Origin of the sequence: Afifella sp. IM 167, assembly GCF_020144925.1 — a bacterium.
Classification (GTDB): domain Bacteria; phylum Pseudomonadota; class Alphaproteobacteria; order Rhizobiales; family Afifellaceae; genus Afifella.
Genome location: NZ_NSLC01000001.1, coordinates 62,572 through 88,317, shown reverse-complemented (window position 1 = coordinate 88,317; position 25,746 = coordinate 62,572). Strand labels below are relative to the sequence as shown.

General features: G+C 66.1%; 22 protein-coding genes. 9 read left to right on the top strand and 13 right to left on the bottom strand.

Annotated features, from left to right (window positions below; all coding sequences use genetic code 11):
- Nucleotides 1-22 precede the first annotated feature (22 nt).
- Genes CLD20_RS00420 through lptF form a run of 3 tightly spaced genes read right to left on the bottom strand, consistent with a single transcriptional unit; the run spans nt 23 to nt 4,730 of the window.
- Nucleotides 23-2,446 carry an LPS-assembly protein LptD gene (locus CLD20_RS00420; protein ID WP_224404612.1) on the bottom strand — a complete coding sequence of 808 codons (2,424 nt, stop codon included), beginning with the start codon at nt 2,444-2,446 and terminating at the stop codon, nt 23-25.
- Nucleotides 2,443-3,525: an LPS export ABC transporter permease LptG gene (gene lptG, locus CLD20_RS00415; protein ID WP_224404611.1), complete on the bottom strand. Its 1,083-nt coding sequence runs from the start codon at nt 3,523-3,525 to the stop codon at nt 2,443-2,445. Before lptG ends, CLD20_RS00420 begins: the two co-directional genes overlap by 4 nt.
- Nucleotides 3,522-4,730, bottom strand: coding sequence for an LPS export ABC transporter permease LptF (gene lptF / locus CLD20_RS00410; RefSeq protein ID WP_224404610.1), 1,209 nt, complete (start codon nt 4,728-4,730; stop codon nt 3,522-3,524). Before lptF ends, lptG begins: the two co-directional genes overlap by 4 nt.
- Nucleotides 4,731-4,906: 176 nt before the next feature.
- Between lptF and CLD20_RS00405 the strand changes: the two genes are divergently transcribed.
- On the top strand, nt 4,907-6,409 hold the full coding sequence (locus CLD20_RS00405; protein ID WP_224404609.1) for a leucyl aminopeptidase: 1,503 nt from the start codon (nt 4,907-4,909) through the stop codon (nt 6,407-6,409).
- A 24-nt stretch (nt 6,410-6,433) separates the two neighbouring features.
- On the top strand, nt 6,434-6,883 hold the full coding sequence (locus tag CLD20_RS00400; RefSeq protein WP_224404608.1) for a DNA polymerase III subunit chi: 450 nt from the start codon (nt 6,434-6,436) through the stop codon (nt 6,881-6,883).
- Nucleotides 6,884-6,893: 10 nt separating this feature from the next.
- Here the strand turns inward: CLD20_RS00400 and CLD20_RS00395 are convergent, their stop codons facing one another.
- Both CLD20_RS00395 and CLD20_RS00390 read right to left on the bottom strand, forming a co-directional pair.
- Entirely contained in the window at nt 6,894-7,868 is a 975-nt protein-coding gene (locus CLD20_RS00395) for a CHAD domain-containing protein (protein WP_224404607.1), read from the bottom strand.
- A 37-nt stretch (nt 7,869-7,905) separates the two neighbouring features.
- On the bottom strand, nt 7,906-8,373 hold the full coding sequence (locus CLD20_RS00390) for a CYTH domain-containing protein (RefSeq protein WP_224404606.1): 468 nt from the start codon (nt 8,371-8,373) through the stop codon (nt 7,906-7,908).
- A gap of 167 nt (nt 8,374-8,540) precedes the next feature.
- On the opposite strand from CLD20_RS00390, the gene CLD20_RS00385 reads away from it, so the two are divergent.
- Together CLD20_RS00385 and CLD20_RS00380 are read left to right on the top strand one after the other, a co-directional pair.
- A complete protein-coding gene (locus tag CLD20_RS00385; RefSeq protein WP_224404605.1) occupies nt 8,541-9,335 on the top strand; it encodes a DUF4239 domain-containing protein in 795 nt (264 codons plus the stop codon).
- Complete coding sequence (locus CLD20_RS00380) at nt 9,332-9,934, top strand: LysE/ArgO family amino acid transporter (protein ID WP_224404604.1); 603 nt, start codon at nt 9,332-9,334, stop codon at nt 9,932-9,934. Before CLD20_RS00385 ends, CLD20_RS00380 begins: the two co-directional genes overlap by 4 nt.
- Before the next feature lie 4 nt (nt 9,935-9,938).
- Here CLD20_RS00380 and CLD20_RS00375 read toward each other — a convergent pair whose 3' ends face one another.
- Nucleotides 9,939-11,408 carry an EF-hand domain-containing protein gene (locus CLD20_RS00375; protein ID WP_224404603.1) on the bottom strand — a complete coding sequence of 490 codons (1,470 nt, stop codon included), beginning with the start codon at nt 11,406-11,408 and terminating at the stop codon, nt 9,939-9,941.
- A 138-nt stretch (nt 11,409-11,546) separates the two neighbouring features.
- Here CLD20_RS00375 and CLD20_RS00370 point away from each other — a divergent pair, with 138 nt between their 5' ends.
- Entirely contained in the window at nt 11,547-11,894 is a 348-nt protein-coding gene (locus tag CLD20_RS00370; RefSeq protein ID WP_224404602.1) for a hypothetical protein, read from the top strand.
- Nucleotides 11,895-12,062: 168 nt separating this feature from the next.
- Here CLD20_RS00370 and CLD20_RS00365 read toward each other — a convergent pair whose 3' ends face one another.
- From CLD20_RS00365 to CLD20_RS00350, 4 genes are all read right to left on the bottom strand, one after another.
- Entirely contained in the window at nt 12,063-12,341 is a 279-nt protein-coding gene (locus CLD20_RS00365) for a high potential iron sulfur protein (RefSeq protein ID WP_224404601.1), read from the bottom strand.
- Between the two features lie 75 nt (nt 12,342-12,416).
- Nucleotides 12,417-14,750 (bottom strand): MtrB/PioB family decaheme-associated outer membrane protein, encoded by a 2,334-nt coding sequence (locus CLD20_RS00360; protein WP_224404600.1) that lies wholly within the window; start codon nt 14,748-14,750, stop codon nt 12,417-12,419.
- A gap of 130 nt (nt 14,751-14,880) precedes the next feature.
- The gene (locus CLD20_RS00355) at nt 14,881-15,858 is read right to left on the bottom strand and encodes a DmsE family decaheme c-type cytochrome (protein WP_224404599.1); all 978 of its coding nucleotides are present in this window, start codon (nt 15,856-15,858) and stop codon (nt 14,881-14,883) included.
- 664 nt (nt 15,859-16,522) lie between these two features.
- The gene (locus CLD20_RS00350; RefSeq protein ID WP_224404598.1) at nt 16,523-18,406 is read right to left on the bottom strand and encodes an ABC-F family ATP-binding cassette domain-containing protein; all 1,884 of its coding nucleotides are present in this window, start codon (nt 18,404-18,406) and stop codon (nt 16,523-16,525) included.
- Nucleotides 18,407-18,435: 29 nt separating this feature from the next.
- On the opposite strand from CLD20_RS00350, the gene CLD20_RS00345 reads away from it, so the two are divergent.
- Nucleotides 18,436-19,284, top strand: coding sequence for an arginine deiminase family protein (locus CLD20_RS00345; RefSeq protein WP_224404597.1), 849 nt, complete (start codon nt 18,436-18,438; stop codon nt 19,282-19,284).
- 10 nt (nt 19,285-19,294) lie between these two features.
- Here the strand turns inward: CLD20_RS00345 and speB are convergent, their stop codons facing one another.
- A complete protein-coding gene (gene speB, locus CLD20_RS00340; protein ID WP_224404596.1) occupies nt 19,295-20,245 on the bottom strand; it encodes an agmatinase in 951 nt (316 codons plus the stop codon).
- Between the two features lie 224 nt (nt 20,246-20,469).
- On the opposite strand from speB, the gene CLD20_RS00335 reads away from it, so the two are divergent.
- Nucleotides 20,470-21,339: a substrate-binding domain-containing protein gene (locus tag CLD20_RS00335; RefSeq protein WP_224404595.1), complete on the top strand. Its 870-nt coding sequence runs from the start codon at nt 20,470-20,472 to the stop codon at nt 21,337-21,339.
- A gap of 16 nt (nt 21,340-21,355) precedes the next feature.
- A complete protein-coding gene (locus CLD20_RS00330; protein WP_224404594.1) occupies nt 21,356-23,212 on the top strand; it encodes a bifunctional diguanylate cyclase/phosphodiesterase in 1,857 nt (618 codons plus the stop codon).
- On the opposite strand, the gene CLD20_RS00325 is transcribed toward CLD20_RS00330, so the two are convergent.
- Nucleotides 23,188-23,535, bottom strand: coding sequence for a helix-turn-helix domain-containing protein (locus CLD20_RS00325; RefSeq protein WP_224404593.1), 348 nt, complete (start codon nt 23,533-23,535; stop codon nt 23,188-23,190). The genes CLD20_RS00330 and CLD20_RS00325 overlap by 25 nt on opposite strands.
- A 169-nt stretch (nt 23,536-23,704) precedes the next feature.
- Here CLD20_RS00325 and CLD20_RS00320 point away from each other — a divergent pair, with 169 nt between their 5' ends.
- Nucleotides 23,705-24,292 carry an NADPH-dependent FMN reductase gene (locus CLD20_RS00320; RefSeq protein WP_224404592.1) on the top strand — a complete coding sequence of 196 codons (588 nt, stop codon included), beginning with the start codon at nt 23,705-23,707 and terminating at the stop codon, nt 24,290-24,292.
- 13 nt (nt 24,293-24,305) lie between these two features.
- Here CLD20_RS00320 and CLD20_RS00315 read toward each other — a convergent pair whose 3' ends face one another.
- Nucleotides 24,306-25,619 carry an alpha-amylase family protein gene (locus CLD20_RS00315; protein WP_224404591.1) on the bottom strand — a complete coding sequence of 438 codons (1,314 nt, stop codon included), beginning with the start codon at nt 25,617-25,619 and terminating at the stop codon, nt 24,306-24,308.
- Nucleotides 25,620-25,746: the final 127 nt, after the last annotated feature.

Below are 25,746 nucleotides of genomic sequence, written 5' to 3'. Positions count from 1 at the left end.
CCACCATTCTGGCGTCAATTTGTTAGAACCAGTTTTGATTAGAGGAGGAATTCGTCTCGCTGGTCGCGTCATCGACGCTCACCTGACTTTCGCCGAGGGTGCGCAGGTTGAAGCGGACGAACACCTGGCGGCCCGAAACGAGATCGGTATAGGCGTCGCGCGTCTCGGAGTAGACGGCCGAAAGATTGAAGCACTCGTCGTCATAGGCCAGGCCGAGGGCGTGCTTGACGCGCGCCTGCTTGTCGATGTCGAAGGTGATGCCGCCGAGGACCGACCAGTAGCGGCTGACGGCGACCTGGGTGGCGGCCGAGATTTCCTCCTGCTCGCCGAGGCCGAGGAGAGGCACCTCGGTGCGATAGAGGTAGGTCAGCGAACCGCTGTTGCGGCCGTTCGAATAGCTTGCCGTCGCCTCGGCGCGATCGAGGGAAAGGTCGTCCTTGTCGAAGCGGCCGCGCGCCGTCATGCGTAGGCCCTGGCCGGTGTCGAGAGAGACGCGGCCGACATAGTCCGAGCGGTCGCTCTCCAGGCCCGAGCCGACGCCGGTCAGGCCGGCGTCGCGTACGGCGAAGGAATTGGTGCCGGCGAGCTGGAAGGACTGGCCGAACATGGCGTCGACGCTGGCGCCGTTGCTGAACAGGGCCTGGTAGGTGAAGCCGATATTGGCGCGGGTGCCGCCTTCCTGGCGATCGTAGCCGGAGAACTTGTCGCGCGAAAACAGGATGGTGTCGTCGAAGACAAGGCTTTGCGCGTCCTCGTTCGGCAGATCCTCGATGTGCTGCTCGTTCGGGCGGGCGATGATCTGGGCAACCGGGCTGATGGTCTGGGTGATGCCCCGGGAGGTGGCCAGGAACGGCCAGCGGTATTCGAGGCCCACGGCGGGCATGGCGCGGGTATAGGAGCCGCTGCCGAGCTGCGGGTCCTGCGACTGCACGTCGTAGATGTCCGCCTTCAGATAGGCGAAAGGCGTGAAGACCTGCCCGAGGGGGCCGATGACGTTGCGCTGCCAAGTCACGTCGGTGCTGGCGCGGGAGAAGGTGCCCTCCACGCCGGCGAAGTAGGTAATGCCCGTCGGTGTGGTCAGATAGTCGGAATCGGTGCGCGTCAGGCTCGTCACATTGTTGTTGACGCTGATCTCGCCGCCGAGGATGCGGTGGTCGAAGATGTAGTTGTGGTCGAGCACCGGATGCACGACCGCCTGCTCGGCCTGGTAGTCGATGCCGTCCTTGTCGGGGCTGACATATGGGTCCTCGCGCTGAACGCGGAAGGCGTAGCCGCGAAGGTCGAACCAGTTCCGCTCGCTGAAGCCGTTGAGATAGAGTGTGTTGACGACATCGTCTTCGGTCAGCCCCTTGATCTTGTATTCGCGGCCGAAGGTGCGGTCGGTGGTGCCGACGAGGTTCCAGCCCCAGCTCCACTGCGAATTGATCGCGAAGGCGCCGCTGGTGGTGATGGAGCCGCGGAAGTCCCGGTCGCCCGAGCGGTCCGGCTCGAAAGCGTCGGGGTCGAGCTGGAAGATGCCGGCGAGGCGCACGTTGTAGGCGCCGTTCATCAGCCGGTGACGCCATTCGCCCTCTGCCAGCAGCCCCTGCTTGCTCAGGACGGTGGGCGAGAAGGTGATGTCGTAATTGGGCGCAAGATTCCAGAAATAGGGGGTCGTGACGCCGTAACCGAGCACCGAGCTGTTGCGGAAGCTGGGGGTCAGGAAGCCGCTCTTGCGCTTCACCGTCGGGTCGGGATGGAAGAAGTACGGCGAATAGGCTACCGGCACGCCGAAGAACTCCAGCCGCGCATTGCGGTAATAGACCGTCTGCTCCTGCTTGTTGTGGATGATCTTGGAGGCCTTCACCTGCCAGAGCGGCGGCCTCTCGGGATTGTCCTTACAGGGCTCGCAGGCGGTGTAGACGCCCTGGCGGAAGACGGTGACGTTGCCCTCGCGGCGCTCGGCGCTGTTGGCGGCGAAGCGGGCCCGGTCGGTCGTCTCCACGTTGACGCTTTCGATGAAGCCCTCACCGAAATCGTCGGTGATGTCGATGTCCTCGGCGTGGACGATGTTGCCGTCCGGCTCGGTCATGCGGACATGGCCGGAGGCAAGGAGCCGCCCGGAGGGCTCGCGATAGGTCACCCGGTCGGCGACCAGGGTGTAGCCGTTGTAGAAGATTTCGACATTGCCGACCGCCGAGACGGTGCGCTCGTCGAAGTCGTAGACGAGCTGATCGGCCTCCACCAGCATGCGCGAATCGGGATCTTCGGAGGCGGCGCGGGAGCGAAGGTCGAGATCCTGCGCGCGTGCCGGCGCGGGCCCGAGAGCGGCGGGGCCGAGGGCCAGAACGAAGGCCAGAACGAACACCAGAACGGGGGCCGCGGCGCGGGCGAACGAAAGCTGGCGCGCAACCCTCAGGGATGCGCGCCGGGGCGTCGCGAGGATGTTCCAACGGACGGGTGTCATCCGTCCTCCTGGTACAGGAGCGCTGTGGCTCCGAACAAAAGAGCGACGATCGCCGGGGCCCATGCGGCGAAAGCCGGATTCAAGATGCCGTTGCTGCCCATATCGCTAACGACTTTCGTCATCACATAAAGCAAAAAGCCCAGGCCGATGCCAGTCAGGGCGAGCTTTCCTACGCCACCGTAACGAAAAAGCCTCAGGCTGACGGTGGCCGCCACGGCGATCATCGCCATCAGGAGGATGGGGCGGGCGAGCAGGCTGTGGAAAGCCAGCTGGAAGCGGTCGGTATTGAGCCCCGTGCGGCCCGCCGCATCGATGAATCGGCCCAGCGTCCAGATGGAAAGGCTATCCGGCCGGATGAGCGTCTCGCTGATCTCCTTGGCGCTCAGCGAGGTCGGAAGGAGATAGCGGGCGAATTGCTGCGGGGCGCCGTCGGCCGAGACGTAGCGGGCGTCGCGGAAGGTCCAGCGGCCCGGCCTGAAGTCGGCGCTCGGCGCCGTCAGCTTGCCGCGGAAGCTGTTGTCCGGCTCGAACAGGAAGGCGGTGACGCCGAGGAGCTGCAGCGTGTCGGAATCGAAGCTCGTCGCCTGGATGATCGACGGGCCGTCGACGCCGTCCTGGCGAAACCAGATCGCGTCGCTGGCGCCGGCGAGCCGCGCGCCGCTGCCGAGCGCCGCCTCGCCGCGCTCTGCCTTGCCCTTCAGGTAGGTCGCCACGGGGTTGATGACGAAGGTAGAGGCGAGGCCGAAGATGAGGGCGAGCACAAGCGGCGCGGCCAGAAAGCCCCAGACGGAGATGCCGGCGCCACGGGCGACGACGAGCTCCAGCTTACGCGACATGTCGAGCAGGCAGATCATGGCGGAGAAGAGAAAGAGGAAGGGCAGGATGTCTTCCAGAAGCCCCGGCGTGCGCATCAGGGCGAGCTTCAGGCCGAGAAGGGCGGAAAAGTTCGGCACGTCGCTCAGGCGGCGCAGCATCTCGACGAAATCGACGAGAAAGACCAGCGTCATCAGAGCCAGAAGGATCATGAAGAAGGAGGTGAGGAACCGCCGGGCGATATAAAGGGAAAGCGTCGTCCTCACGGCGCCTGCCTCTGCCAGCGGGCGGCGCCGGGGATGACGGAAAGGGCGCGGGTATAAAGGCCCCCGATCCGGTCGAGCCAGATCGCCAGCCATTGCGGCACGCGCCAGCGCACGTCGCTGCGCAGTCCCAGCCAGGCAAGGATCGCTCCGCCGATCGGCACCACATAGAGGAGGGGGATAAGGCTCTCGTTGCTGGTGGCGGCGGCGAGAACGGCAAAGCCCGCGCCGCGCAGGATAAAGCCGGAGGCGATCGCCATCACCATGGCGAAGCCGCGATCCTGCCGGTTGGTGCGGGCGCGGCCGCAAAAGAGCAGCGCGATCATCCCGAAGCTGATGGTGTAGAGCGGGGCGGTGAACCGGTCGTGGAGCTCGGCCTGCCAGCGACTGCGATACTTGGTGTAGTAGACGTTGTCGGGGTCTGGATCGATCAGCGCCGGCGTCGTCAGCTCGCGCGGCTTGTAGGTTGGATTGACCTCGCCCGCCTTGAACTGGCTGAGATCGAAGCCGTAGGTCTCGAACTCCACGACGCTCGCCTCGCCCTTGAGCTTGTTCTCGCGCACGAGTTCGCCGTCCTTCATGATCAGGAAAGCGTTGCCGCCGCGCTCCAGGAGGACGCCGGACTTCGCGATGTACTGGGTCGATTCCTCTGCGTTCCGGTCGTCGCTGACGAAGATGTTGCGGAAGCTGCCGTCCGGCGCCTTCTCGCGGATATGCATGGTCAGCCCTCGGTCGACCGTGCGGAAGCCGCCATCCTTGACGAGGGTGGCGATGAGGTCGGCGCGCACATGGTTGATCAGGGTGCGCAGACCGGAAAGGGCGCCTGGGGCGATGTAGTGGTGAAAGGCCATCGTCAGGGCGAAGACGAAGATGCCGAGCAACAGGATCGGACGGGCGACGACCCGCGAGGAAGCGCCCGAGGCGGCCATCACCGGCAGCTCGCTATCGGCGTTGAGACCGTTGAGGGTGACGGTCGCGGCGATGAGGAAGGCGATCGGGGCGACGACCTGGATGAGGGCCGGCAGCGCCAGGAGCGTCATCAGGATGAACATCCAGATCGCCTGGCCCTTGGCGGTGACCACGTCGAGTTCGCGCAGGACCTGTGTCATCCACATCGTCGCGACGAGCGCACCGAGCACCAGAAGCAGGAGCATCAGCACACGCCGGAAGACGTAGCGTTCCAGGAGCGGCAGACCGAAAAACGACATACTTTCCTTCGCCAGCGCGCCGACATGTCCGCCGGCCGGTAAGCGTTAGCCACGCATAGATAAAATTTGACCAAGAAGCGTGGTTAACGGCATTTGACCTTGACGCCCCCGCCGTCCGGGCTAAGCCACCTCCCTATCACATCCCAATCGCAAAAGCGGAGCAACGAGGCAACAGCATGGCCGCCAGCACCTCCATCAAATTCGCAGGAGCGCAGATCCCGGAGAAGGGAACTGCCGTCGTCCTGACCGACAAGAAGTTGCAGCTCGGCGAGCTGGCCGCCTCCCTCGACAAGTCGGCCGGCGAGCGCTTCGCGCTGTTCGCCCGCATCAAGAGCTTCCGCGGCGCGGCCCGCAAGGCGCTGGAAATGGTGGCTCCGACGGGCGTGGAGCTGGAGCGGATCCTCTTCCTCGGCATCGGCGAGAGCGCGCCTTCCGGGCGCTTCGACTGGCTGCGGCTCGGCGGCGCGGCGGCAAAGCTCCTTCCCTCCGAGGGCGAGGCGACGATCATCCTTCAGGATCCGGCCGGCAATTATCCGAGCCCCGGCGAGGCGGCCGCTTTCGCGCTCGGCCTGACGCTGAGGCGCTACCGCTTCGACCGCTACAAGAGCCAGAAGAAGGACGACGAGGAAAAGAACGGGCCCGTCACCGTCACGATCGGCGTCGGCGATCCGGTCAAGGCGACTGCCGCCTGGAAGATCGAGGCGGCGGTCGATGCGGGCGTCGAACTCGCCCGCGACCTCGTCAACGAGCCGGCCAACATCCTCGGCCCGGTCGAGTTCGCAGACAAGCTCGCCGCGCTCGACGGCGACGGGCTGGAGGTCGAGGTTCTCGAGGAAAAGGCGCTCGCCAAGCTGAAGATGAACGCGCTTCTGGGCGTGGCGGTGGGCTCGGAGCGTCCGCCGCGGGTCGTCATCATGCGCTGGAACGGCGGCAAGAAGGGCGACAAGCCCGTCGCCTTCGTCGGCAAGGGCGTCGTCTTCGACACTGGCGGCATCTCCATCAAGCCGGCCTCCGGCATGGAGGACATGAAGGGCGATATGGGCGGCGCGGCCGCCGTCTCCGGCGTCATGCTGGCGCTGGCCCGGCGCAAGGCCAAGGTGAACGCCGTCGGCATCGTCGGCATCGTGGAGAACATGCCGGATGGCAAGGCCCAGCGGCCCGGCGACATCGTCACCTCCATGGCGGGCAAGACGATCGAGGTCATCAACACCGATGCCGAGGGCCGGCTGGTTCTCGCCGATATCCTCACCCACATCCAGAAGACGACGAGCCCGGATGCGATGATCGACCTTGCGACGCTGACGGGTGCGATCATCGTGGCGCTCGGCCACCAGCATGCGGGCCTTTTTGCCAATGACGACCGGCTTGCCGACGGCCTGCTGGCGGCGGGCCTGGAAACCGGGGAGAAGGTCTGGCGCCTGCCGCTCGGCGAGGAATACGACAAGATGATCGATTCCAAGAACGCCGACATGAAGAATGTTGGCGGGCGCTGGGGCGGCTCCATCACGGCGGCGCAGTTCATCAAGCGCTTCGTGGACGAGGGCGTCGCCTGGGCGCATCTCGATATCGCCGGTACGGCGATGGGCTCGCCCTCCAGCGACACCAACGAATCCTGGGGCTCGGGCTTCGGCGTGCGGCTCCTCGACCAGTTCGTGCGCGACCGCTACGAGAAGGGCTGACCTTTCGGCCCGGGGAGGCGCGGCTTGCCGGAGATCCTCTTCTATCATCTGGAGACGCGCCCCATCGGGCGGGCGCTTCCCGACCTTCTGCAGCGCTCGCTGAAGCGCGGCTGGCGCGCCGTGGTGCAGGCCGGCGTGAAGGAGAAGCTGTCGGAGATCGACATGGCGCTGTGGACTTTCGACGACGCCTCCTTCCTGCCGCACGGCACGGCCGAGGACGGCCACAGCGAACGCCAGCCGATCTATCTGACGGAAACCGACGAGAACCCGAACGGCGCGGCCATCCGCTTTCTCACGCATGGGGCGGATGCGGGCGACCTTGCCGCCTATGAGCGCGTCGTCTTTCTCTTCGAGGCGGCGGACCCGGCCGCGATGGACTGGGCGCGCGGTGCCTGGAAGCAGCTGAAAGGCGAGGGCGCCGACATCACCTACTGGCGGCAGGACGAGAGCGGGCGCTGGTCGAAGCAGGGCTGAGCCGGCAGGCTCAGCTCGTCTCCGGTTCCGATTCCTTCTGCGGTTCTTCGGTGGGCGAGGGGGCGAGCTTGCCGCGCGGCTCCAGCGCCTCTGTGCGGGCGACCTCCCAGTATTCGCTAAGCCGGGCGGCGAGCGCCTTCGGCTTCTCCGCGCAAAGCCGCGCGCCGATGTCGAAGGCGGAAGCGCGCAATTCGCTCTGGCGCCGGTCGATCAGCGCCAGCAGCATCTCCTGCACCTTCTTCTTGCCGAAGAGCTTCGGCTCGTCGCGCATGAGGGCCCGGTAGACGGACAAATCGTGTTCGTCGCCGAGAATGTCGGCGAGCTCCTTCGCCTCCGAACGGCGCGCCTCCATCGGCTCGCGCCACAGTTTCTTCAGGAGCTTCAGGTGCACCCAATGGTACTTGGTGCGCTTGCGCCATTCGTGAAAGATCGCCGGGTCGTCGCTGTCGCGCGCGGCCTGCATGGCCTTCGACATGCGCCGGTAGGTCCGCGACAGGCCCGCCGCGACGGTGTCGAAATCGTCCGGGAAGCTGATCTCGGCGAAGCGTTTTTCGCCCTCGTCCAGCACGGCGAAGCTTTCCTCGATGCGGGCATCGAGATCGTCCACCTTGCGCACCATGCGGATGCGGCGGTCGTCGAGCTCCTGGCGCACCCCGTAAAGAAGGCCGTCCTCCAGCCGGTCGCCGAAATGGCTCGTCAGCGTGTCGTGCGTCTCCAGGACGGCGGTCGTGTCGCGGATGACGGAGAGCCTCCGGCCGGCGTCGCGCCAGCGGGCGTTCTCGATGCCGTAATCCTCGCCGAGGCCGGGCCTTGCGAGGCGCAGCAGGCCACGCAGCTTCTTGAAGCGCTTGCGGGCGAGGTGGATCGCCTCATGGCGGTCCTCGTCCTCGGTCTTCAGTTCTTCGCGCGCGCGCTCCACCTGCTCGATGGCGGCGCGGCGCAGCTCCTCGGCGATCGGCTTGGCGGGGTCGAGGGAAAAGCTCATCGGGCCAACATACTCACAAGGGTTGCGTGGGCGGAAGTCATGTCCAGTCGCGGAAGGGGTGCTGCGACAGGGAGGCATTGGTGTAGCGCCCGTCGCCGGTCACCTCCTCGCCCAGCCAGCTGGGACGCTCGAATTCCTGCCGGTCGTGGGTGAGCTCGACTTCGGCGATGACAAGGCCTTCGTTGGCGCCGGCGAAGACGTCCACCTCGAAGGTGAGGTCGTGGCGGCGGATGAGGTGCCGCGTCTTCTCGATGAGGCGGCCGGCGCATTTTTCCATCAGCTCGCCGGCATCTTCCAGCGGGATCGCATATTCCCATTCCTCGCGGGTGAGGCCGCGCCCGCTCTTGATGGTGAGATAAGCCTTCTCGCCGTCGACGATGCGCACCCTCAGGTTCGCGCGCTCGTCGTTGCACAGATAGCCCTGGCGGATCTCGTGCTGTTCGCTCACGGCCTCGCGCCAGGCGGGGCCGCTTACCAGAAACTTGCGTTCGATTTCCTTGCCCATGGCGTTCAAAGCCTTTCCTGCCTGCGCCCGCCCGGCCGATGCCTCGGCATTGCGGCCGGTGCCTGATCTCGCCCGTTACAACGCTTCTGGCAAACCCGGCGTTGCGCTCCGGTCAACCCTGCCCGGTAACTGCCCGGCAAAGAATGCGGTTTTATGATTGCTCCGACATGATTCTTTCCCTTCCCCCTTTTCTCGCGGGCGCCGTCATCATCCTCGGCACGATCGCCATCGCCTTTGCCACCTATTTCGCGGCAAGGGCGGTCATGGCGTCGCGCGGGGTGGACGATTCGAGGGACCTTGCGGGCTCGGTCGTCATCCGCGTCTCGGCGCTGCACGGGCTGATCCTCGCCCTCGTCTTTGCCCAGGAGCTCGCCAACTTCGACCAGATCGGCGAGACCATCTCGCGCGAGGCGGCGGTGATCGGCGACGTCTATTACGATCTGAAGCGCTTCGACGTGGAGGAGACGCGCTCGGCCCGTGTCGACCTTGCCGCCTATACCTCCATCGTCCTCCGGGAGGAGCTGCCGGGCCTTGCCGATGGCGAGAACCTGTCGGGCGAGGCATGGGAGCGCTGGGAAAAGGTCTACGACGCCATCCTGGCGCTGGAGCCCGACGGGGTGCGCCAGGAGACGCTGAAGCCGCTTTTGGTCAAATATGTGCGCGAGATTTCGAGCCTCAGGCTGATGCGCGAGGATGCGGCCGGGGAGGGGGTCAATTCGCTCTTCATGCTGGCGGCGATCGTCGGCGTGGCGCTGACGGCGATGGCCTATTGCGCCTTTCCTCCGACGGCGCCCAACCTCCTCCTGTTATCGATCTTCGGCGCCTATACCGGGCTCATCGTCTTCTTCGTCATCGCCTTCGCCTATCCCTATTCGGAGCCGGGGGAGATCCGGCCGGCGAGCCTTGAACGGCTCTTTGCGGGCGAGATCCGCGAACTTTCCGGCGCCGCCGCCGAGCCATGAGTGCCGCCCTTGCGGGCTTTGCCCTCGGGCTCAGCCTCATCGCCGCGATCGGTGCGCAGAACGCCTTCGTGCTTCGCCAGGGGCTGGCGCGCTCGCATGTCTTCGCCGTCTGCCTCGTCTGCGCGCTGTCGGACGCCCTTCTCATTTCGGCGGGGGTCGCCGGGGCTGCGGGGCTGATCGCGGCCGTGCCCTGGCTCGGGCCGGCGATGCGCTATGGGGGCGCCGCCTTTCTCATCGCCTACGGGGCGAAAGGCTTCTGGTCGGCGCTGCGCGCGAACGATGGGCTGGAGCCGCTCGGCGGCGGGCGGGAAAGCCTTGCTACGGCGCTTCTGACCTGCCTCGCCTTCACCTTCCTCAATCCGCATGTCTATCTCGACACGCTGGTGCTTCTGGGTTCGGTCTCGGCGCAGTACGAGGGCGCGCGCGTGGCGTTTGCGGCCGGTGCCATGGCGGCATCCTTCGTCTTCTTCTTCGCCCTGGGCTACGGGGCGCGGCTCCTGCGTCCCGTCTTTGCCGATCCGCGCGCCTGGCGCGTGCTCGACTTTTTGATCGGCCTCGTCATGTGGGCGATCGCGGCAAAACTCCTCCTCGATGGCTGACACCCTACCGGCAGGACGGGGTGAGCCCGATGGTCTCGCCGGTCTTTTCCATGACGATGCAGGAATGGCCGGGGTTTCCCTTTGGCCGCGGCACGCCGGGAGCCACGACGAGGTTGATGGAATGAGCCCCCGTCAGGCGCGCCGGCAGATACGGGATCGGCTTTACCAGACGGTACTCCTTGTGGCCGCGTAGCTTGACGAGATGGCCGCTGGCGACGAGCTGCGCGACGCCTGCCGGTCCAGGCAGGACCTCGTAGACGCCCACCTTTGCGTTTGCCACGACGGCGGGCGACGAAATCCTGGTCACGGGCGGGCCGTCCCCGGCGTTGCCGCTGACCCGGGGCGCCAGCGTCATGTCGGGGAGCGAGACGCCGGCGAGCGCATAGTCGCCGGCGGCCTCGACGTCGTCGACGCCGGCAATGGCCGCCGCCTTCCGGCGCACGAGCACGCCCTCGACGGAACGCGGCTTGTAGGTGTAGGGCAGGCAGTCCTCCGCCTCCAGGAAATGCACCCGGTCTTCGGCGATGCCGGCCACGCCGCCACTGGCGCGGCCGCCGACGACGACCGTAGCCACGCGCTCCACCGCGCCGTCGAATTGCCAGATCACCGGCTGGTAGGAGGTGGCCAGCACGTAGAGCGGGGTCTTCCCCGGCTCGACATGGACCGGCACGGTGCCGGTCTCCTCCTCCGGCGAGCCGACGAAGACGGAGGAGATCGCCGCCGCCTCATAGGCGCCGATGAGCATGACCTTCTGGTCCGGCTCCGCTTTCGGTGCGCCGCAGACGGCGCGTGCCTCGCGTTCTTCGCGGACCTTCTCGATCTCCTGGCGCGCGAGTTGGAGGCGGGCCTGGGTGGCGCTGGCGAGCGGCGACAGCTCGCGCCTGCTCATGACGCCGTCGCCATCGGTGTCGTAGCTGGAGAAGAAGCGTTCGGTGACCTCGCCGGCCTCCGCGAGCGTCAGACGGCCATCCCTATCCGGATCGAGCGCCATGAGGATGGCGGCCGTTCCGCCGGTGCTCCGGATGCCGACGCCGCCTTCCTGGAAATCCTCCGCTATCTCCCGAAGCGTGACGACGCCGTTCCCGTCCTTGTCGACCTCGTCGAAGCGCCGCGCAACGAGGTCGCCCTTCTGAAGACGCTGCAATGCCTGCACCTCGGCGCGCGTCACCTCAAAGTCGCCGTCGAGATCGCCGGCCAGGATACGGCCGATCGCGACGGCACGAGCCGTCGCCTCTTCCGCATCGATCTCGGCCGCTACGTCGCCGATGTCGAAGCCGTCGCCGTTCCGGTCCTTTCTGCGGATCGGCTCCGTCAGGAAGGCCAGGAACTGCTCCCGAGTAGGCTCGCCGCCCAGTTGCCGCGCCGCCTGGCCCAGCGCCGTCTCCTGCTCGGGCGTGAAATCCTGGGCGAGGGCAGGGCTGGCCAAGACGGCGAGAAGAAGAGCTGCTGCGGGAATGATTGGAATGCGTTGCACGGTTTCGATCCCCCCGAATCTTGGAGACCGATTCCGCTCCTCCTGAGGGCGGGCCGCAACCGGAAGGGCAGCTTTACCTTAACGACAGGCGGGCGCGGCGACGCCCGGCCGGCAAGAATGCAGGAGAAGGACAGGAAGATGAACGACGCGCGCGCATGGGAGCTGGAGGAACGGCTGTGGCTGGAGGCCCCAGGCGTTTACGACGTAACGCTGGGCGAGGGCTGCATCATGGCCTTTCGCTCGCCGGTCGGCCTCCTGCAGGGGGCCGATATCGTCAAGAGCGTCGCCGAGGCGCCGCGCTGGACCTGCGTCGCCATCACCGAACGGCATCTTGGCCGGCCCGACGGGGATACCGTGGTGCTTGGCTACGAGGCCGAGGGTCGGCGGGACGGGGCTGATCCCTACCGGGCCATCTGCACCTCCACCTACCGGCGCTACAAGGACGGCTGGAAGATCGTCCAGCACCAGCAGACGCCTCTCGGCTAGCCGCCTCGTCATGCGGGCTATCGCAACAAGGCTGTTGCCGCGCTGGGTCCGGTCGCGGCTTCGGCGCGGAAGAAAAATGCGGGGCGCAAGGCCCCGCAAGTTGGAGGTCACGCGGGTTCGCCTTCGAGGCTTCAGGCTTCCCTCCGCGTTTGGTGGTGCGCCGCAGCCCTATTTCTTGGCGTAGAGGCGGCACCAGCCTGTCGGCGAGATCGGGCTCTCCACGACCTGACAGGCGTTCGGCGCCTGGAAATGACGGCAATTGTCGCATTGCTGCCGCCCCTTCGGCGTCGTCTGATAGCCGGCGATGTTCTGCTTCGCCTTCTTGGCGAGCTGGGCCTCGGCGGAGCCGGCTCCCAGGATCGCCAGCGATGAGGCCGCGAGCACGGAGGCTGCGAGCAGTTCGCGCCGGGACAGGCTGCCGTTCGGCTTCTTCGTACCATCACTCATATTGGCTGTTTCCTCTCTTGGTTTTGCTTTCAGGTTGTTTCGGGTCCTTGCACCGGCCTTGTGCGGGCGTGAGCGTCAGTGCGGCGCGCCGCCCCAGCGGTAGACCAGCGAAGCCATGATCGCGTGGACGTTGTAGTTGGTGTTCCACGTCCCCATGGCGTAGCTCGCCGCATCGGTGTCGATGAGGTGCTGGTAGGGCGTATCGAGTCCGTCCTGCCAGTTGTCGCTGAAGTTTCGTTCCCAGGAATAGGCGAGCTTGAAGGTCAGATCGCCGTCGAGGCCAAGAAAATCGCCCGTTTCGGGATGGTAGTTCAGCGCCGCATCGAAGCGGTTGTACCTGCTGACGACATCGGGGAAGGCGGCGCAGTTGGTCACACCGGGGCAGAGGGGCGTGGCGACAGGCGTGCGCGCGCTTGCCGTCGCGGTCCATTTGGACACGCCGTAGGCGTAGCTGTCGTAGAGCTCCAGATCGAGCACGCCCGGGATGATCTCGATATTGGCGCCGCCGATGAGGGTGTGCACCTGTTCGTTCATCTTGCTGTCCCAGCCGCCCGTAACGGTGGCCGCGCCGCCGCCGGTGATGCTGGCGCCGACCATGTCGCGGTCGAAATCCTCGTAGACGTAGGCCAGCATCAGGTTGATGCCCGGGGTCGGCGAGAAGGCGACCTCGAGCCCGGCGTTCCAGCTGTTGTCCTTCAGGAGGCCGTATTCCGGGATCGTCGGGTCGGTGAGGTAATCGTCGAAGCGCAGGCCGAAATTCGGCGTGACGACGAGATTGTCGAGCGCGGTCAGTTCCAGCGAGACATTCGCCTTGTGACGGTCCCGGTTGGCCATGTCGTATTTGCGCACGCCTGGATCGACATTGGTCCCGAGCGGCTGGCTGTTCATGGCATCCAGCACCGGGCCGAGGTCGTAGCTGTCGTAGCGGCGCTGCGAATACTGGTAGCTGGAGCGCAGCTGCGCCCTGCCGGTGAGGTGCGCATCGAGCGTCACCTTGCCCGAATACTCGTCCGTGACGTTGACCGAGCGCCTTTCGCGGTCCCAGCGCTCCCAGCCGAGCTCGCCGCCGAGCGTGACCTTGTCGCTCGCCCGCCAGCTCACCTCCGCGGAACCGTTCTGCTTGGTGTAGGCGTAGGCGAGGGCGGTCAGCCCGCCGCCGGCCGGCGTCGCGGTGACGGAGTCGCCCATGATGTACTGGTTGATCAGCCATTCGGGCGTTTGGTTGTCGAGGTCGTAGTAGCGGTAGCGCAGCGTGGTGGAGACGCTGTCGCTGACTTGCGTGTGGAGCCTGTTGTTGATGAGGAGCGTGTTGATCTTCGCCTTGGCGCTGGAGGTCGGCAGCGTCAGCGCCGGGGCGTTCGGGTTGATCGTATACGGCAGGAGCGTGTCGTTCTGCTCCATCGTCGTATAGGCGACCGTGGCCATGTAGCGGGACTTCCACGGCAGATCGATGCCGGTCGTGGCTCCCATCGAATAGGCCGAGTTGTCGGGCGCCAAGCTCACGCGGCCGAATTGCGGGTAGTTAGTCCCCGGCGCCTGGTAGTACGGATTCTGGAAGGTGAAGGAATCGTACCGGTTCTCGTAGATCGATGCGCGGCCCGTCAAAGAAACGTTGAAGCGTCCGCCCCAGGGCGTCTTGGCGAAATACTCACCCGTCGCCTTGATGTTCTGCGTCACGTCGTCGACCGGGCGCGGGACGTCGACACGGTGCACGGGACCGGCGCCGAAGCCGTTCATCAGGATGCCGGCAGGCTGCGTGCCCTTGCGGTGGTCGTTGAGGTAGCTCGCCTCGAACTCCCAGTTCGGGTTCGGCGTGTAGGACTGCTCGTACTGGATGCGGCGGCGATCGATGCCGATGCTGATCGGGTTGACGTTGGATGCGATCGCCGCGTCGTACTGCGCGGCGGTCGGCGGGCTCGCCGGGAAGGACACGTTCGTCGTCAGGTTGTCGGTGCCGACGCCCTGCCAGATGCTCTGCGCGGTGGTGGAATAAAGGTGCGGGATCTGGTCCCACATGAAGGAGCCGTAGAGCAGTCCGGTCCGCGACCAGTCGAAGATGTAGCGGCCGTTGTTCTTGCCGACGTTCTCGGCGCTGGCCTCGGCGAAATAGAGCCCGTCGCCGGACTGCCAGCCGAACATCACCTTCTGCAGAAGCAGGCCGGAATCGACATCGCCGTATTCCTCGAACTTCGCGGAGCTGTATCTCTGCGGCGCCTGGATGCTGGGCGTGTTCCAGACGGTGGCGTGCTTCGGAGGTTTCTTGAGAAAGACGCGGGCGCCTATCTCCACCTCACCCCAGGTGACGGCCTCGGCCTCCGTCTCCTCCTGTGCCATGGCGGCTTGCGGCAGCCCCGCGCCACCGGCGATGAGCGCCATCGTGGCCAGCGTCAATCGGCGTTGAACCTTCATCGTTTCCTCCCCCCAGAGAAATCTGCTCAGGTCTTGGTTTGCGAGCGAAGCTCCTTGCGTGTCGTCTCCTGTCGGCGGCGGGGCGGCGGGCCTGTGCGGGCTGCAGCCGCCCCGCGCCCTTCTTTCGATCTCAGCGGTGCCAGCGCCGGCCCGACGGGCTGTTGGAGCCGTGGATGTTGGTGTGGCAGTTCTGGCAGGCGCTATTGACCATGTAGCGGTTGGAACTGACGCCGAGCGCGGGGTTGCCGAGGTGGCGGCCCGGTGTATGGCAGCGCTGGCACAGCCGCGGCCGCATCACCGTCAAGAGGTTGCGGTTCATCGAACCGTGCGGCTCGTGGCAGTTGAGGCAGTTCTCGCGCACCGGCGGATGCTCGAAGAGGAACGGCCCGCGCTTGTCGGCATGGCAGGTGTAGCAAACGTCATTGACGCTCGCTTCCTGCAGCATCTTGTCGTTGGGGCCGCCATGCGGGTTGTGGCAGCTGGCGCAGTCCATCTTGCCTTCGTGCATCGGCATGTGCGCGGTGCGCACGGACTGGGCGCGCCTGTCCTTGTGGCACTGGAAGCAGGTGTCCATGACGTTGCCCTTGGCCAGCTGCATGTTCGGCGAGGAACGGCGCATCACCGTGTGGCAGCTCGTGCAGGCGACCCCGCGGGTCTGATGGACGGAGCCCTTCCAATAGGTGCGCTGGCCCTTCTCGTGGCAGGACAGGCAGATGCCATTGGTGTCGGCGGAGGTGGACCTCGGATCGTCCTTGCGGAACGAGCGGATGACGCCCGTGCCGATGTCGTTCCGCCCGCCGCCGGCGTTGACGTGCGAGGAGCCCGGCCCGTGGCAGCTCTCGCACTCCATCTTGCCGCCGACCGTGTGGTGGCCGCTCTCCAGAAGCCGTCCCATGACGGTCAGCTTGAACTCGTCGAACGAGCCTGCGTGGCAGAGCCGGCATGGCTCGGAGCCGACATAGTGGGCGCCAACCTGGCCCACCGCCGGAGGGCTGATCATCACCGCCTGGCTGAGGTCCTCCACCGCCGGGTCGAGGTCCCTCATGGCGTCGCTGAGGTCGATCACGGCCTGGCTGGTGCCGCTCAAGTCCCGGCTGGCGCCGCTCATTTCTGCCCTGGCGGAGCCGTCGAACTCCGTCGCGCCCAGCGATACTGCAATGATCGATAAAGCTGCAATCGCTAGACGCCGCCCTGCCGACAAGGCAAAGGATATCGCGCGGTCTGAACCGCTGAAGATTGACATCTATTTCCCCCCTAACACCAGCTTTTGAAAGCTAGTGATATTCAGCCTAGAATTATTGTAAGGTGTGGTAACGATACGTATAAAACCGAAGCGATCCGCACTCGTTTCTAGGTGTTATATCAATTTGACTCTAGGCTAAGGGGCGATTTTCCGCTTTGTCAATTATCAAATTTATGATCGGCATAAATGCACCAGTCAAAACGGCCGGAGTCGCGAAATAGCAACAGTAATGATGAACAGTGCTAAATATATACAGGTTAAGTATTGTATTCGCGCTCAAGTTGTATTGATCTGTGGCTCCGCCCGCCGCGCAGACGTGGCGCGCCACGCGGCTAGCGCATGGATCACGCAGGCCGCACGCGGGTAAGGCGCGGCGGCCGAGCCGCTGCGAAGAGTGTGCGAAGGGCAGAGGGATGGCGCAGCCGGAGGGGTATCGCCCGCCCCCGGCTTTCGGCATTGCCGCCGGCGCGTCGCGCGCCGGGCGGCGTGTTTACAGCGGGATTTTCGCCGGTCTGGAAAGCTTGCCCGGCTAGGCCGCGCTCGGCTCGTCCTCCAGTTGTTCCAGCATGGCGCCGAGCTCGATCCAGCGCTCTTCCAGCCGCTCCAGCATCACCGCCTTTTCGGCGCGCTTCCTGGCATAGCCGGCGGCCTTTTCCGGGTCGCCGCGATGCAGGGCGCCGTCGGCGAGGCGGTCGTCGAGCTCCTCCACCTCCTTGGTGAAGACCTCGATCAGGCGCTCGCATTCCTTCATCTTCTGGCGGATCGGTGCCGCCTTCTTCCGGCGGTCGGCGGGGCTCTGGCGCGGCGCCGGCGCGGCGGCGGGGCGGGCGGCGTCCGGCTTCTTCGGCGGGCCCTCCAGAACCTCGCGGCGGTAATCCTCGATGTCGCCCTCATAGGAGCCGACGGTGCCGCCCGAGGTCAGCCACAGCCGGTCGACCGTCGCCTCGATCAGGTGGCGGTCGTGGCTGATCAGGATGACGGCGCCGGAATAGTCGTTGAGGGCGTGGATCAGCGCCTCGCGGCTGTCGACGTCGAGATGGTTCGTCGGCTCGTCGAGGATGAGCAGGTGCGGCCGGCCGAGCGTGGCAAGGCCCATCAGGAGGCGCGCCTTCTCGCCGCCGGAAAGGTCCTTGGCCTTGGTGTCCATCTTCTGCGTGGCGAGGCCCATCTGCGCGACGCGGGACCTCAGCTGCGGCTCCGTCAGGCCCGACAGGCGGGCGCGGATATGCTCCACCGCCGACCGGCCAGGAATGAGCTCGTCGAGCTGGTGCTGGGCGAAATAGCCGATCTTCAGCTTGTTGGAGCGCTTCAGTGTGCCGCTCTGCGGCTCCAGCTGGCCGGAGACAAGCTTGGCGAAGGTCGACTTGCCGTTGCCGTTGGCGCCCAGAAGAGCAATGCGGTCGTCGTCGTCGATCCTGAGGCTGAGGCCCTTCAGGATCGCCTTGCCGGGCTCGTAGCCGACCTGGACGGCCTCCATCTGCAGGATGGGCGGGGCGGCGCGCTTTTCCGGGTCGGGAAAACGGAAGGGCAGCACCGTCTCGTCGGCGATGGTGGAGACCGGCTGGAGCTTGGCGAGCGCCTTCAGCCGCGACTGCGCCTGGCGGGCCTTGGTGGCCTGGGCGCGGAAGCGGTCGACGAAGGCCTGCATGTGCTTGCGCTGGGCTTCCTGCTTGTCCTTGAGCTTGGCCTGCAGGGCCTGGCGCTCGGCGCGCTGGCGCTCGAAATCGTCGTAGCCGCCGGAATAGAGCGTCAGCTTCTGCTCCGACAGATGCACGATGGAGCGGACCGCGTTGTTGAGGAGGTCCCGGTCATGCGAGATCAGGATCGCCGAATGGCGGTAGCGGGCGATGTAGCGCTCCAGCCAGAGCGCGCCCTCCAGGTCGAGATAGTTGGTCGGCTCGTCGAGCAGCAGGATGTCCGGCTCGGAAAAGAGCACGGCGGCGAGCGCCACGCGCATGCGCCAGCCGCCGGAAAACTCCGAGCAGGGGCGGTTCTGCGCCGCGTCGTCGAAGCCGAGGCCCTTCAGGATGCGCGCCGCGCGCGCCTCGGCCTCGTGGGCGCCGATTTCGGCGAGCCGGGTATGGATCTCGCCGATGCGCCCGCCCTCCTGCGCCGTCTCCGTCTCGGCGAGGAGCTGCGTGCGCTCCTCGTCGGCGGCCAGAACCGTCTCCAGCAGGGTATGGGATCCGCCGGGCGCCTCCTGCAGGACGCGGCCGATGCGGGCGCGCTTGGGCAGGACGATCTCGCCCTCGTCGGGGGCGATGTCGCCGGCGATGGCGCGAAAGAGCGTCGTCTTGCCGGCGCCGTTCTTGCCCACGAGGCCCACCTTGGAGCCGGTGGGCAGGGAGATGCTCGCCTTGTCGATGAGCGTGCGCCCGGCAATGCGCAATGTGAGGCCAGAGAGTTGAAGCATCCGGGGGGATTAAGCGTGGCGCGGTGCGCTTGCAAGCGCCGCTCGCGCATCGCCGCCTTGTGCTCGGCCGAGCGAGCCTCTATGGCCGCGCCATGATGCATGACCCCTCGATCGCCTATCGCTTCTCCACCGCCCTTGTCCGCGAGCCGGCGCCCTCCGTCGTCGACGGCATGCGGGCCGAGGACCGGGGCAGCCCGAGCTTCGACGTCTTCATGGAAGAGCACCTCGCCTACCGCGCCGCGCTGGAGGAGGCCGGGCTCACCGTGCATGTCGAGCCGGCGCTGCCGGAACTGCCGGATTCGGTGTTCATCGAGGACCCGGCCTTCGTGCTGCCGGAGGGCGGCGTGCTCCTCAACCTGTCCGCGCCGAGCCGCGACGAGGAGCCGGACGAGGTGCGCGAGGCGCTGTCGGAGCTCGTGGCGCTGACGGAGCTGCCCGAGGGCTTCGTCGATGGCGGCGACCTCCTCTTCACGGGGCGGGAGGTGATCGCCGGGCTTTCGAAGCGCACCACGCAGGAAGGGCTCGATTCGCTCGCCAAGATCCTTGCCGGCTGGGGCTATCCGCTGCGCCCCGTGGCGATGCCGGAGGGCCTGCTGCACCTGAAGACCGGCTCGGCGCTCCTCGACGAGGAGACGATCCTTGCCGTGCCGCTGCTTGCCCAGTCGGGCGTCTTTACCGGCTACAACGTGGTGGAGATCCCCGAAGGCGAGGAGGCGGCGGCCAATGCGCTCCGCCTCAACGCGGTGATGCTGATCGCGGCCGGCTATCCGGAAACGGCCGAGATGCTTTCCATCATGGGATATGAGGTGATGACGAGCCCGGTCACGCAGGCCCAGCTCCTCGACGGCGGGCTTTCCTGCATGTCGATCCGCTTCTGAGGGCGAAGCTTCAGCCGGCGCGCCGGAGCGCCAGAAGCCCCAGATAGTGCTGCGCCACCGTGGAGGCGGCGATCGCCGTCACGTCCGCGTGGTCGTAGGGCGGGGCGACCTCGACGACGTCTCCGCCGACGAAGTTCACGCCCGCAAGCTTCGCCAGCGTCATCAGCGCCAGAGCCGATGACGGCCCGCCGGCAACGGGCGTTCCCGTGCCCGGCGCGTAAGCGGGGTCGAGGCAGTCGATGTCGAAGGTGAGATAGGCGGACGCATCGCCGACGCGCGCCTTGATGCGCCGCGCCGCTTCCTCGGCGCTCATCTCCTGCCACGCATAGGCATCGATGATCTCGATGCCGCAGGTCTCCGGCGCGACGGTGCGGATGCCGATCTGGATGGATTTTTCGGGGTCGATGATGCCCTCGCGCACCGCCCGCAACACGAAGGTGCCGTGCGAGAGCTTCACGCCGTCGTCCGGCCAGGTGTCCTGGTGCGCGTCGAACTGCACGAGCGCCAGCGGCCCGTGTCTGGCCGCATGCGCCTTCAGGAGCGGCCAGGTGGAGAAATGGTCCCCGCCGAGGGAAAAGAGATGCGCGCCCGCCGCGAGGATCGCGGCGGCCTCCGCCTCGATGACGCCCGGTATCTCCATCGGATGGTGCAGCGGCAGGTCGACATCGCCGTAATCGACGACGGCGAGGTTCTCGAAGATGTCGACGCCCCAGGGATATTGCGGATCGCCGTCAAAGATCGCCGATGCGCGCCGGATGGCGGAGGGGCCGAAGCGCGCGCCCGGCCGGTTGGTCACGGTGACGTCGAGCGGAATGCCGAGGATGGCGACGTCGACGCCGGCAAGATCGCGCGAATATCTCCGTCGCATGAAGGAGAGGGCGCCGGCATAGGTCGGGTCGAGCGCGCCGCCCTTGAGGGTGTCGGCGCGGAAGGCATGGTCGATGGAAGGCTTCTCGGACATGCGGAACGACTAGCAGCAGGCGAGGCCGGAGGCCAGCGGCGAAGGCAGATGGTAACCTTGTCGCCGGATAGGGGGCATGCGCCGGAGAGCGATCAAAATCCGGCAGAATCCGTTTACCGCTCATACACGCAAAGGTAGTACTCGGGTAGGTGGAAAACCGAATTGTCCTTCGTCCGCGACAGGCTCCTTCCAGGGGGTCGGCCGCGGAATTCAGCGAGCAGAGTATGGTCTGGACTGCGAACACGCTCTCGCCGACGCATCGCCCCTTTCTTTCCACCATGCTCCTTCTCGTCGGGATCGTCCTTTTCTTCGGACATTCCGCCGCTGCGCAGGCACGGGAGGACAAGGTCCTCGTCGGCGGCACTGGTACCGCCCTCGGGGGCGTTCAGATCGTTGCCGAAGCCTTCCGCAGGGAGCATCCGGGCATTGCCCTCACGGTGCTGCCGAGCCTCGGGTCAGGCGGCGGAATCAACGCGCTCATTGCCGGCAAGATCGACATCGCGCTCAGCGCAAGGCCGCTCAAGGAGAGCGAAGCCAGCGAGCCGATCCGCGCGCAGGAATATGCCCGCACACCGATCGTCTTTGCCGTCGGCAGCGAGAACCCGGTGGATGACATCACGCTTCAGGACGCCATCGCGATCTATTCCGGCGCGCGTGCGACCTGGCCGGATGCGGAGCCCATCCGCCTCATTCTCCGGCCGGAAACGGAAGCCGATATCGCCTTGCTGAAGAGCATGTCCCCTGAGATGAAAGACGCGGTCGAAACCGCGCTTTCCCGGTCCGAGCTGCATGTGGCGGCGAACGATCAGGACAATGCGGATGTACTGGAGAGGGTGTACGGCTCCCTCGGGGTGACGACCCTCGGCCAGATCAAGGCCGAGCGACGGAAGCTGAAGCCGCTCGCCTTCAACGGCGTGCACGGAACTGTCGAGACGATCCGCTCCGGCGAGTATCCCTACGCCAAGCGGCTCTACATCGTCACGCGCAAGGACATCTCCGGGGCCGCAGCCGATTTCGTCACCTTCATCGGCTCGCCGGAAGGCCAGGACCTGCTCCGCTCGAGTGGGCACCTTCCCGCCGACGACCTGCCATGAGGGGGAGGTCGGGAAGATGCTGAGGAACGACCGCAGCCTCATGCGCCTGATAAAGTGGACGGCCGCCGTCGCTGCGACGGCGATCGCGGTCGGCGTCCCGGGCGGCTATCTTCTTGCGAACCATGCGCGCGAGCGCGGGGAGCTGGTGGGCGAGATCGAGGTCAAGGCGTCCCAGGTGTCGCAGATTATCAGCGGCAACCCGGATTTCTGGAGCTTCGAGGGGCTCAGGATTCGCGCGCTTATCGCCGATCTCGACAAGCCGAAGGATCCCGCGCTCCACCGCGTTCTCGATGAGGACGGCCAGGTCGTCGCTCAGAGCCCCCAGCAGGAGCCGGCTTTCTCCTGGCCGGTGATGACCGAGGAGAGGGCGCTGTTCAGCTACGGGGTGCCGGCGGGAAAGCTGATCGTCACCCATTCCCTGAGGAGTGTCTACGAGAACGCTCTCGCCCTGTCCGTCTTCTCGTTCATCCTCGGCGCGCTCGCCTATTGGGCCCTCCGGGTCGTTCCGCTGCGGCTGCTCAACAATGCCTGGATGCGTATCAGTTACCTGGCGAACCACGACCATCTGACGGGCCTGCCCAATCGCATGGTCTTCCGCGAGCGGCTCGAACAGGCGCTGCAGGACGCCTCCGGCTCCGGCAAGCTTGTCTGCGTGCTGGCGCTCGACCTCGACCGGTTCAAGGATGTCAACGATACGCTCGGCCACGCGGCGGGCGACCTCATCCTGAAGCGGGCGGCGGACCGCATCATGGAATGTCTGCGCCCCGTCGATACGCTGGCGCGCCTCGGCGGCGATGAGTTCAACATCATCCGTATCGGCGATGCCGATCCGGCAAAGGTCGCGGAGCTGGCGGAAAGGATCGTCGAAGCGCTCGATCGGCCGTTCCGGGTGGAGGAGAGCGACATCGTGATCGGCGTCAGCATCGGCATTGCGATGGGGGGGCGCCCGGAAACCTGCGATGCGGGCGAGGTTCTGAAGAACGCCGATCTGGCGCTCTACAAGTCGAAGCGGAGCGGACGCGCGACCTATCACTTCTATCGCGAGGAAATGAACCGCGAGATGAGCGCGCGCAAGAGCCTAGAATCGGATCTGCGCAAGGCTCTCGTCAAGGGCGAGTTCGAGCTGCACTACCAGCCGCAGATCAGGCTCCAGGGGCAGCGCATCACCGGTGCCGAGGCGCTCCTGCGCTGGCACCATCCAAAGCGCGGAAACGTCTCGCCTGCCGAGTTCATTCCCGTCGCCGAAGCGACGGGAATCATCCGCCCCCTCAGCGAATGGGTGCTGAAAGTCGCCTGCCGGGATGCGCTCGCCTGGTCGCCACTCGTTGTCGCCGTCAACCTCTCTCCCGCTCTCTTTCAGAATGTGGATATCGAGGCGATGGTCTCGCGGGCGCTCAGCGAAAGCGGGCTGCCGGCGGAGCGGCTGGAACTGGAGATCACGGAAGACGTCCTCATGTCCGATACGGCCAACGCGCTGGCGGTGCTCGAAAAACTCAAGGCGCTCGGCGTGCAGATCGCCATGGACGATTTCGGCACGGGCTATTCGAGTCTGAGCTACCTGCGGCAATTTCCCTTCGACAAGATCAAGATCGACCGCTCCTTTATCGGTGATATCGGCACGCATGAGGGCGCGCAGGCGATCGTGCAGGCGATCATTCGCATGGGGCATGCGCTCAAGATGCGGGTCAATGCGGAGGGCGTGGAAACCATCGAGCAGGCGAACGTGCTCTTCGGCGAAGGCTGCGAGGAGGCGCAGGGCTATCTCTACGCAAGGCCGATGCCCAAGCGCGATATCGAGACGCTGTTCCAGGCCACGCGGGTTCTCGATGCCGCAGCGGGCGAGGCCTCTCAGCTCGCGGTGCGCTCGGCCTGAGGCGCGTCCGTTTCGCGAAGATCATAGGCGCTCCTGGCGGCCGCGACGCGATGGTGGTTGTCGATCGCCCATGAACCGAGCGCAGCCAGCGGAACCAGCAGCTCGCGGCCGAGATCGGTGAGCTCATATTCCACCTTCGGCGGGATGGTCGCAAAGACGGTGCGGGTGACGTAGCCGTCGCGCTCCAGGCCGCGCAGAGTCACCGACAGCATCTTGTGGGAGATTCCGTCGACCGAGCGCTTGATTTCCATGAAGCGCTTGCGACCGCCGCCCAGCAGCATGACGATGTGGACGCTCCACTTGTCGCCGATGAGCGAGATCACTTCATTGGCGCGCTGGCAGCGCCCCCCGACTTTGGCAGCCGAAGGGAATTCGGATGCCGCGTTTACCAGTTTCGGAGAGGTGACTGGCGCTCTCAAAGGTGCCTCCTTGTGCGGCGCAGCACGGTAACTATTGTAGAGTGGATAACTTTTCTAAATGAAAGGCGTTGCCATGAAAACTGTCGCTGTGCTGGTCGGCTCCCTCCGCCGCGCTTCGCTCAATCGCAAGTTCGCCGAGGCGATCGACAAGCTCGCAGGCGAAAGGCTCACATTCAAGTTTGTCGAGATCGGCGATCTGCCCCTCTATAATGAGGATCTGTGGGAAAACCCGCCCGAAGCCGTGCTCAGGATGAAGCGTGAAGTGGAGGCGGCAGACGCCGTGCTCTTCGTCACCCCGGAGTACAACCGCTCCTATACGCCCGCCATCATGAACGCGCTCAACTGGGGCTCGCGCCCCTGGGGCCAGAATTCCTGGGAAGCCAAGCCTGCGGCCATCATCGGCACGTCGCCGGGCGCGATCGGCGCGGCCGTCGGCCAGAATGCCCTGAAGGGCATCGTCACGGTGCTCGACATGGTGCTGATGGGTCAGCCGGAGATCTATTTCAGCTACAAGGAAGAGGCCTTCGACGGCGAGAACAACGTCGTTGCCGAGGACACCAAGGCCTTCCTGGAGAAGTGGATCGACCGCTTTGCGGGCTGGATTGCGCAGACCTCGGAGCCCAAGACCGACGCGCAGGCCGGCGCCCGCAACGCGGCCTGAGGCTTTTGCGAATTCAGGCCGAGAAGACCGCCCAGCCATAGGGCGGCAGGCTGGCGACGGCGCTTTCGCCGCCGCCGGCTGTTAGTTCCGCCTCCCCGGCGAGAACGGCCCCGGCATCCGGCACGGCGACATTCGCCGCGCTTGATGCAAGGTTGAGGGCGACGACGATCGCCTCGCCCTCCGCCTCGCTCCTGTAGGAAAGCTGCTCGTTGGAGAGCGAGAGCTTCTTCGTCTTCGCTGCATGGAGCCAGGGATGGCGGCGGCGAAGGCCGATCAGATCCTGATGCAGGCGCAGGATCGGCGCTCCGAGCTCGGAGAGTTCGCCAGCGCTCGCCGGAAAGGCCGGCCGCACCGCATCGTCGCCGCCGAGTCTCTCCTCCTTCACGCCCCGAAATCCCTGTTCGTCGCCGGCATAGACCGATGGCGTTCCGCCCACGGTCATCAGCACGAGGAGGGCGTGGGCGAGGTGTTTCGGCTCCGACAGGCGGCTGGCGATGCGCGTCACATCGTGGTTGCCGACGAAGGTCTGCGGGACGAAGGCATCGAGGAAGCCGTTGTGGCGCTCCAGCGCCCAGGCGAGCTCGAAGAGGTTGCGGTCGTTGAGCGAGCTCCAGAGCGCCTTCCATAATTCGTACTGGGTGACGGCATCGAAGCCCGCGGCGCTGACGATGCCGGCGTAGTCGCCGTGGATCACCTCGCCGAAGACATACGCCTCGGGATGGGCCTCGCGCACGCGCGGCAGCACCTTTTCCCAGAAGGCGGGCGGTACCGCATAGGCCGCGTCGAGCCGCCAGCCGGAGGCGCCGCGCTCCAGCCAGTGCGTCATGACGCGGGCGACATGGTCCGCCACGGCGGGTGCCTCGTGGTTCAGCGCGACGAGCTGGTCGTGACCCTCGAAATTGTCGTAGCGCGGCGCGCCGCCGTCTTCCGGCCAGGACAGGCGGAACCATTCGGCTTCCGGGGCGCGCCGGCCCTTGTGCAGCGCCTCGCGAAAGAGCGGGAAGTCGCGGCCGACATGGTTGAAGACGCCGTCGAGCACGAGGCGCAGGCCGCGCGCGCGTGCCGCCTCGACGAGGGCGTCGAAATCCGCCTCGTCGCCCAACCGCGGATCGATGCGGAAATGGTCGATCGTGTCGTAGCCATGGGTGGAGGAGGCGAAGATCGGGCCGAGCAGGATACCGGAGGCGCCGAGCTCCACCGCATAGTCGAGCCAGGGCACGAGCGCCGGCAGGCGATGCGTGATCGTCCCAGTCGCCTCCTTCTCGGCGTTCAGAAATCCCAGCGGATATAGGTGCCAGAACATGGCGTGCCGGACCCAGGCGGGCATGGGCGGCTCCTCTCGATGTGCAACGAAAGACGATGCGCCCGCCAGCGGGCGGGCGCGGCCGATGAGCCGAGAACCCGGCATCGAGCCGCCGGGTTCCGGCTGAGCGAGAGCGGCGGAGACGTTTCGG